We start from the raw sequence: 7,250 nt of genomic DNA on the forward strand, positions 1-7,250 counted from the left end.
TATCCGCAGAAACGCGAATTTAAACGGTTGTTTGGCGACGATGGCAGTTAACTGGGTGGTTGTTCGCGGTTGACCGGTGGTGCGGCACCTACCACCCCGGTGGCAGCCTCGCCCCATTTACCCCCGCCGGCCCTCCAGCCAGGTTAGCAGCTGGTTGAGATGACCGGCGAACTCGCCGCGCTTCACCTCACCCTGGATACGTGCCTCGCGAATCTCCTCGCCGCCGGCGAAGAACAGCAGGCTGGGTGGGCCGAACAGCTCGAAGTGCCCCAGCAGCTCGCGGCTGGCGCCGTTGCTCTCGGTGACGTCCACCTGAACGCGCCGGAAGGCCGAGAGGGGTTCGGCCACCTCCGCGGCGGGATAGACGTTGCGTTCCATCTGCTTGCAGGAGATGCACCAGTCGGCGGTGAAGTCGACGAACACCGGCGTGTTGCCGGCGCTGGCCAGGGCCTGCTCCAGGCCGACCAGGTCATTCACCACGGCGTCCGGCTGGCTGGCAGTGGTGACGCCCCCGTCCCGGGGCGCGTTCAGCGCCAGGGGGCGCAGCGGGTCGCTACCGCCCTGGGCGGCGCCCAGCACCAGGGCCAGGCCCCAGGCCAGCAGCAGGATGCCGGCCCCCTGGCGCAGCTGGCCCCAGCCCCGGCTATTCAGGCGCAGGGCGCCCAGGGCCAACGCCGCCGCCACCGCCAGGGCCGCCCACAGCAGCAGCGCCAGGGGGCCCGGCAGCAGTCGCTCGATCAGCCAGATGGCCACCCCCAGCAGCAGCAGGCCGAAGGCGATCTTGACTCCCTCCATCCAGGCGCCGCTGCGCGGCATCAGGGTGGTGCCGAAGGTGCCCACCAGCAGCAGCGGCACCCCCATGCCCAGAGCCAGGGCCAGCAGGGCGGCGCCGCCCATCACCGCATCGCCGGTGGTGGAGATGAACACCAGGGCGCCGGCCAAAGGCGCCGAGACGCAGGGCGAGACCACCAGCACCGAGAGGGCGCCGGCCAGCGCCAGGCCGGCGGGGCCGCTGCGCTGGGCGCGGGCCTGCCAGGCCTCGATACGGCCGGCCAAAGCGGGCGCCATGCGCAGGTTGAAGACCCCGAACATGGCCAGGGCGAAGCCCACGAAGAGGGCGGCGAAGGTGATCAGCACCGGCGCCGACTGCAGCCGCGCCTGCAGGTTGAGGCCGGCCCCGAACAGCCCCATCAGCACCCCCACCAGGGCATAGGTAGCGGCCATGCCGGCCACATAGCTGGCGGAGAGCGCGAAGGCGCGGCCGCGCCCCGGGTTCTGGCCGACGATGATCGACGACAGGATGGGGATCATCGGCAGCACGCAGGGCGTGAAGGTCAGCCCCAGGCCGGCGAGGAAGAAGAGCCCCAGGGCCAGGGGCAGGCTGGCGCTGGCCATCAGCTCGCTGAAACGGCCGTCGGCGCTCTGCACGCCGCTGGGTGCCGCCGCCGCCGACATGGCGGCCGAGCCGTCGCCATCGGCCGTCCAGTCGGCGAAGGCGGGGGGCGCCGAGCCGGGCAGGGCGGTCATCTCCAGGCGCTCCGGCGGGTAGCAGAGGCCGGCCAGGGCGCAGCCCTGGAAGCTCAGGGTAAAGGGCAGTTCGCCAGTGACCGGCGCCTCCAGGGGCACCTCGAAGACCACCCGGTCGAAGAACACATTGACGTCGCCCAGGAACTCGTCGCTCATCGGCTCGCCGGGGGGCAGGACGGGCTCGCCCAGGGCCGCGGTGTCGCTCTCCACGGCGAAGCGATGGCGGTAGAGGTAGTACTCCTCGGCGGCGGTGAAGCCCACATAGAGGGTCTGGTCGTCGTGCCAGGCACTGGCCTGGAAGGCCTCGTGGACCGGCAGGAAATCGCTCTCCCGGGCGGAGGAGAACCATTGGGCCTGGGCGCTGCCGGCCACCAGGGCCAGCATCAGCAACAGCAGGGAGGGCAGCAGGCGACGCATCATGACTCGAAAAAATCCTTGCAGGCAGGGGGCTTGGGCCCCTCTGCGACCCTGAGGTAAGGGTGGAGTTCCCCACCCGGCATCGATGGCGTTGGCATGACGGACAAGGTGGCGCTCTCGACCCCGGGGTGACGCCTGCTACTATAACTCAGCATCCGGCGCCGTCGCAGCGGTGCCGCCCATTTCGCGAGTCAAGGAAGTCGACACATGCCCCTGTTCGGTAAGCGTAAGGCGGTTGCCGGGCGCGCCAGCCCCCTGGAGCGTCCCGAGTATGGCTGGATCTGGAAGCCCCTGGTGGTCCTGCTGGTGCTCTATCTGCTGGTGACCCTGGCAATGGGCATCTGGTGGAGCCGCGAGCCCGCCCCCTTCGACGTGGAACAGGCCACGGCCAGCGAGCGGGTGCGGGTGGCCGCGGAACACCCCGAGGCGGCGACCAGCCCGGCGGCGCGGGGCGCGGTGACCACCGCGACCCTGATCGGCGTGGTGGAGACCCTCTACCAGAAGCCCGGCGGCTACCTGCGCAACGACATCTTCCCCCCGGGGTTGTGGCTCGACAACATGCCCAACTGGGAATATGGCGTGCTACGCCAGTCCCGGGAGCTGGCCCAGTGGCTGCCCACCTTCGAGAAGCAGGGGGTGGCCCCACTGGAGACCGCGCTGGAGCAGCTGATGGGGGAGAGTCGCGATTGGCTCTACCCCGCCACCGAGACCCGCCTGGAAGCGGCCGTCGAGGCCCTGGGCGAGCATCTGCTGGCGCTGGGCAGTGGCGAGGCCGCCTTCGCCGACGACGGCGACGGCCTGGCGTTGTGGCTGGAGCGCATCGCCGTGCGCCTGGATGACCTGAGCCAGCGTCTCTCCGCCAGCGTCGGCGAGCGCGAGGCCCTGCGCGACCTGGCCATCGACCCGGACGAGCTGCCCGCCCCGACCCCCTGGTACCGGGTCGACGACTACTTCTTCGAGGCCCGTGGCCAGGCCTGGGCGCTGCTGCACTTCCTGCGCGCCGTGGAGCGCGACTACGCCGACCTGCTGGCCGCCGCCGAGGCCCAGGGCCTGCTGACCCGGCTGATCGGCGAGCTGGAGATGACCCAGCGTCGCCTGTGGAGCCCGCTGGTGCTCAACGGCTCCGGTTTCGGCATCTTCGCCAACCACTCCCTGGTGATGGCCAACTACACGGTGCGCGCCCGCGACCTGGCCAGTCGACTGGCGGACCGCATCGAGGGCGTCAGCGTGCCGGCCTGGCGCCCCGCCGACCCGGCGGTGGAGGCGCCCGAGGCCCCGGTCGAGGCACCCGTGCCGGACGCACCGGCGGTGACGGAAGAAGCGGCCGTACCGGAAGAAGAGGCGGCCCCCAAGGAGGCAATGCCGCTGCCCGAGGAGACGCCCGCCGAGCCGGCCCCGGAAGAAAGCGGCGAGCCCGAAGCCGAGGACGCGACGGAAGCCTGAGGCCCCCAAACGCCAAGGGCCGCCCCAATGGGGCGGCCCTTGTTTGTCCGCAGGGCGATCCTGGCCGGTACCCAGGGGCGACTTCGTCGCCCAATCGTCCGGGGAACCCGAACTCCCACAAAACCAGTGGTCACCCGGCAGGCTACTGTGGGAGCTCGGCTGTGCCGAGCGATATCGCCCGAAGGGCGATCCTGGTGCCACCAAGGGCGTTACGCCTTCTCGTGGGCGGCGGCGGCCTTTTCGATGGCCTTGCGGGCGGCGTCGGCGCCTTCCCAGGATTCCACCTTGACCCACTTGCCCTTCTCGAGGTCCTTGTAGTTCTCGAAGAAGTGGGCGATCTGCTGGCGCAGCAGCTCCGGCAGGTCGGTCACTTCCTGGACGTCGTCATACAGGGTGGTCAGCTTGCCGTGGGGCACGCAGACCAGCTTGGCGTCCTCGCCGGCCTCGTCGGTCATGTTGAGGATGCCGACGGGACGCGCGCGAATCACGCTGCCCGGCTGCACCGGATGCGGGGTGACCACCAGGGCGTCCAGGGGGTCGCCGTCGTCGGCCAGGGTGTTGGGGATGTAACCGTAGTTGGCCGGGTAGAACATCGGCGTGGCCATGAAGCGATCCACGACCAGGGCGTCCAGGTCCTTGTCGATCTCGTACTTGATCGGCGCATGCTGGGCCGGAATCTCGATGGCCACATAGACGTCGTTGGGAAGTTCCTTGCCGGCGGGGATCTTGCTGAAGCTCATTCTCGAATCCTTGCGTGGGCGGATTGAAGGGGCCAGAGAAAACCGCCGAATTATACGAAGCCACGGCGCCGATTACCAATCCGACCATGGCAGGGCCTACCCCTTTGGTTGACAGGCCGAGGTGCCGACCAAAGGTGTATGATGGGGCCGCCTTCCCGGCCCGGGAAAGGGGACGCATCGAGGGAATAAGGAGAGAGCCGTTGGATCGTCAATTATCGCTCAGCGTGGGGCAGGCCTTCGTGGCACCGGAGCGGCGGTATCACCGCAGCTCCATGTCGTTGCGCGTGCCCGATGCCGGCCTGCTGGAGGCCAAGGGGGCCCTGGCGGTGATCAGCGATTCCAGCTCTCGCAACGCCATCGCCAAGCAGGCGGGCGACCTCAGCGTGCGTGGCCTGGTGGCCGACTACTTCTCCACCCCGGATCACTGGAGCGTCAAGTACTCCGCCATCCGCGTGCTGCGCTCGCTGAACGCCTGGTGCTATGCCCAGAGCCAGCACGTCAAGGACGGCAGCTACGTCTCCTCGCTCTCGGCCATGGTCTACCAGGGGCGCGAGGCGCACCTCTTCCATATGGGAGACACCCTGGTCTTCCTGCTGCGCGGCGCCGAGTTCGAGCAGCTCTCCCGGGACCATATCACCGACCTGGGGGGCTACCGCTACGCTTCCCGGGCCCTGGGCATGGACCCCAGCATCGAGATCGACTACCTGCAGGTGCCCCTCAAGCAGGGCGATATCTTCCTCTTTACCACCCAGGCGGTGCGCGGCACCCTGATGCCCTCCGACTATGTGCGGCTGATTCGTGCCGACGTCAGCGACCTGGACGCCGCCTGCGAGCGCCTCGCCCAGGCCGCCAGCGAACGCGCCCAGGAGCGCGGCTACGGCGGCGACCAGTTCTGCTTCCAGCTGGTGCGCATCGACGCCCTGCCCGAGGCCACCACCGACCACCCCGGCAAGGTCTATGGCGACCTGCCGGTGCCGCCGGAGCTCTCCCCCGGCGACCGCCTCGACGGCCTGGAAGTGGAGGCGGTGCTGTCGCGCACCGCCCAGTCGCGGGTCTATCGGGTCCGCGACCAGGCCAGCCAGCGCCAGATGGTGCTCAAGGCACCCAGCCCCGAGCTCTCCAGCCGCAACGCCTACCTGGAGCACTTCCTGCTCCAGCAGTGGGTGGTGGAGCGGGTCAAGTCGCCCTTCGTGGCCCGGGTGGTGGAGCCCTCCCGGCCGCGCCGCCATCTCTACTACCTGATGGCCCTGGTCAACGGCGAGACCCTCACCGACTGGGCGCGACGCCATCCCCAGGCGAGCCTCTCCCAGCGCCTGGATATCGCCCGCCAACTGGGCAAGGCGGTGCAGGCCCTGCACCATCGTGACCTGCTGCACCAGCGCATCCACCCGGACAATATCCTGATCGACCCCCACGGCCAGGTGGTGCTGGCCGACTTCAGCGCCTGCCGCCTGCGCGAGGGCGACGGCCACCGCAACTCCCGGGAGCTGGCCCGCCAGGTGGGGCTCTCCGAGCACAGCGCCCCCGAGTACGCCCTGGACACCGACGTCGGCCGGCGCAGCGACCAGTACGCCCTGGCCTCGACCATCTACTGGCTGCTCACCGGCGGCCTGCCCTATGCCCTGGCTCCCAACCAGCTGCGCAGCCACACCGACCTGGAGAAGCTCAGCTACCGCAGTGCCCGCACCGCCAATCCGGAGATCGACCCGGCCCTCGACGACGCCCTGCGCCGCGCCCTCGACCCCCAGCGCGCCCTGCGCTACCGGCGCCTCTCCGAATTCCTGGTGATGCTGCGCGAACCCCGCCGCGACGGCGACGAGGGCGACGATGGCGGCCTGCTCGGCGAGCCCGCCCGCTTCTGGCAAGGCGTCGCCGGCATCCTGCTGCTGCTGCTGGTGCTCTCCTGGCTGTTGAGGTAATGGCGGGAATGGGCCGGGGACGGGGATTGCCACTGATGTTGTGGGAGTTCGGCGGTCCGGCGTCCCGGTTCCGAGCGAATGGCGCCGAAGGCGCCCCAGCAGTGCGATTTACCTTGGCGCTTGTCGCTTGGGAGTCCTTCGGCCTCCAATCGTCCGGCACAGCCTGACTCCCACAACCCCAGAGTTTCTCCCAGCACCAGAGTTTCTCCTAGCACCAGAGGCTCTCCCAGTCCCAGGGGCTATCCCGGCTGGCATAGTTCAAAGCCAGATGGCATCCCAGTAGGGGTAGTCGCCGATATACTCGACCAGGCCTGCACGGATGGGGTTCGCCACCAGGTAGCGGGCGGCGGGCTTGAGATCCGCTTCACGGCGCAGCGCCCGGTCATGAAAGCCGGGTTGCCAGATCTTCTGCCCCAGCCCGGCGGAGACCCTGGCCTTGTAGATTCGTACCGCCTCGGATAGCTGGCCGTCGAGGCGAAGTAGCCAGTGAACATGGTCAGGCATTACCACGAAGCTTAACGTGCTGGCCTCTCGGCTGACGCTCTCGGCATAGAAGGATTGGCAGGCCAGGTGGGCCGCAGGAGGGTCGAGGAATATCGGCTGGCGCTCTTGGGTGGCAAAGGTCACCAGATACCATTGGCCGGGAACAGAGTGGCGGCCCTTGCGGAGGGAATGACTATGGGGTGGCCGATCCATGGCACCTCCTGATTAGACCAGATTCAACTGGTCCTGCTGTGGGAGTTTGTCTCCACCATTGTGGGAGCTCGGCGGTCCGGCGTCCCGGTTCCGAGCGATATCGCCCGCAGGGCGATCTGGAAGGCCTTGGCTGCCACCAAGGGCGACTGCGTCGCCCAATCGTTCGGGGGAACCCGAACTCCCACAACCCCAGCGCCACGCCCCGTGGCAGAGGCCACCTAACCTAGAGTGGGAGCCTCCATGTTGCCCCTCAAGCCGCCACCGCGGTTTTTGTGGGAGCTCGGCTGTGCCGAGCGATATCGCCCGCAGGGCGATCTGGAAGGCCTTGGCTGCCACCAAGGGCGACTGCGTCGCCCAATCGTTCGGGGGAACCCGAACTCCTACACCCCCAGCGCCACGCCCCGTGGCAGAGGCCACCTAACCTAGAGTGTGAGCCTCCATGTTGCCCCTCAAGCCGCCACCGCGGTTTTTGTGGGAGCTCGGCTGTGCCGAGCGATATCGCCCGCAG

Annotated in this window: 5 protein-coding genes; 2 read left to right on the forward strand and 3 right to left on the reverse strand. The window is 68.9% G+C overall.

Features of this window, described 5'->3' with window-relative positions; genetic code table 11:
* Nucleotides 1–117: 117 nt before the first annotated feature.
* Entirely contained in the window at nt 118–1,944 is a 1,827-nt protein-coding gene (gene dsbD / locus IHD13_RS01645) for a protein-disulfide reductase DsbD (protein ID WP_195859305.1), read from the reverse strand.
* A 207-nt stretch (nt 1,945–2,151) separates the two neighbouring features.
* On the opposite strand from dsbD, the gene IHD13_RS01650 reads away from it, so the two are divergent.
* Complete coding sequence (locus IHD13_RS01650; protein ID WP_195859292.1) at nt 2,152–3,387, forward strand: DUF2333 family protein; 1,236 nt, start codon at nt 2,152–2,154, stop codon at nt 3,385–3,387.
* A gap of 209 nt (nt 3,388–3,596) precedes the next feature.
* Here IHD13_RS01650 and ppa read toward each other — a convergent pair whose 3' ends face one another.
* Nucleotides 3,597–4,127, reverse strand: a complete 531-nt coding sequence (ppa, locus tag IHD13_RS01655; protein WP_195859293.1) for an inorganic diphosphatase — start codon at nt 4,125–4,127, stop codon at nt 3,597–3,599.
* Nucleotides 4,128–4,327: 200 nt separating this feature from the next.
* Between ppa and IHD13_RS01660 the strand changes: the two genes are divergently transcribed.
* Nucleotides 4,328–6,046: a protein kinase domain-containing protein gene (locus tag IHD13_RS01660; protein WP_442786556.1), complete on the forward strand. Its 1,719-nt coding sequence runs from the start codon at nt 4,328–4,330 to the stop codon at nt 6,044–6,046.
* A 258-nt stretch (nt 6,047–6,304) separates the two neighbouring features.
* On the opposite strand, the gene IHD13_RS01665 is transcribed toward IHD13_RS01660, so the two are convergent.
* Nucleotides 6,305–6,742: an REP-associated tyrosine transposase gene (locus tag IHD13_RS01665; RefSeq protein ID WP_195859295.1), complete on the reverse strand. Its 438-nt coding sequence runs from the start codon at nt 6,740–6,742 to the stop codon at nt 6,305–6,307.
* Nucleotides 6,743–7,250: the final 508 nt, after the last annotated feature.

Origin of the sequence: Halomonas sp. 328 (genome assembly GCF_015645095.1) — a bacterium.
Classification (GTDB): Bacteria; Pseudomonadota; Gammaproteobacteria; order Pseudomonadales; family Halomonadaceae; genus Bisbaumannia.

Excerpts from the sequence above, each read along its gene's own strand:
- IHD13_RS01650 (WP_195859292.1), top strand. The coding sequence starts at position 2,152 with ATGCCCCTGTTCGGTAAGCGTAAGGCGGTTGCCGGGCGCGCCAGCCCC.
- IHD13_RS01665 (WP_195859295.1), bottom strand. The coding sequence starts at position 6,742 with ATGGATCGGCCACCCCATAGTCATTCCCTCCGCAAGGGCCGCCACTCT.
- dsbD (WP_195859305.1), bottom strand. The coding sequence starts at position 1,944 with ATGCGTCGCCTGCTGCCCTCCCTGCTGTTGCTGATGCTGGCCCTGGTG.
- ppa (WP_195859293.1), bottom strand. The coding sequence starts at position 4,127 with ATGAGCTTCAGCAAGATCCCCGCCGGCAAGGAACTTCCCAACGACGTC.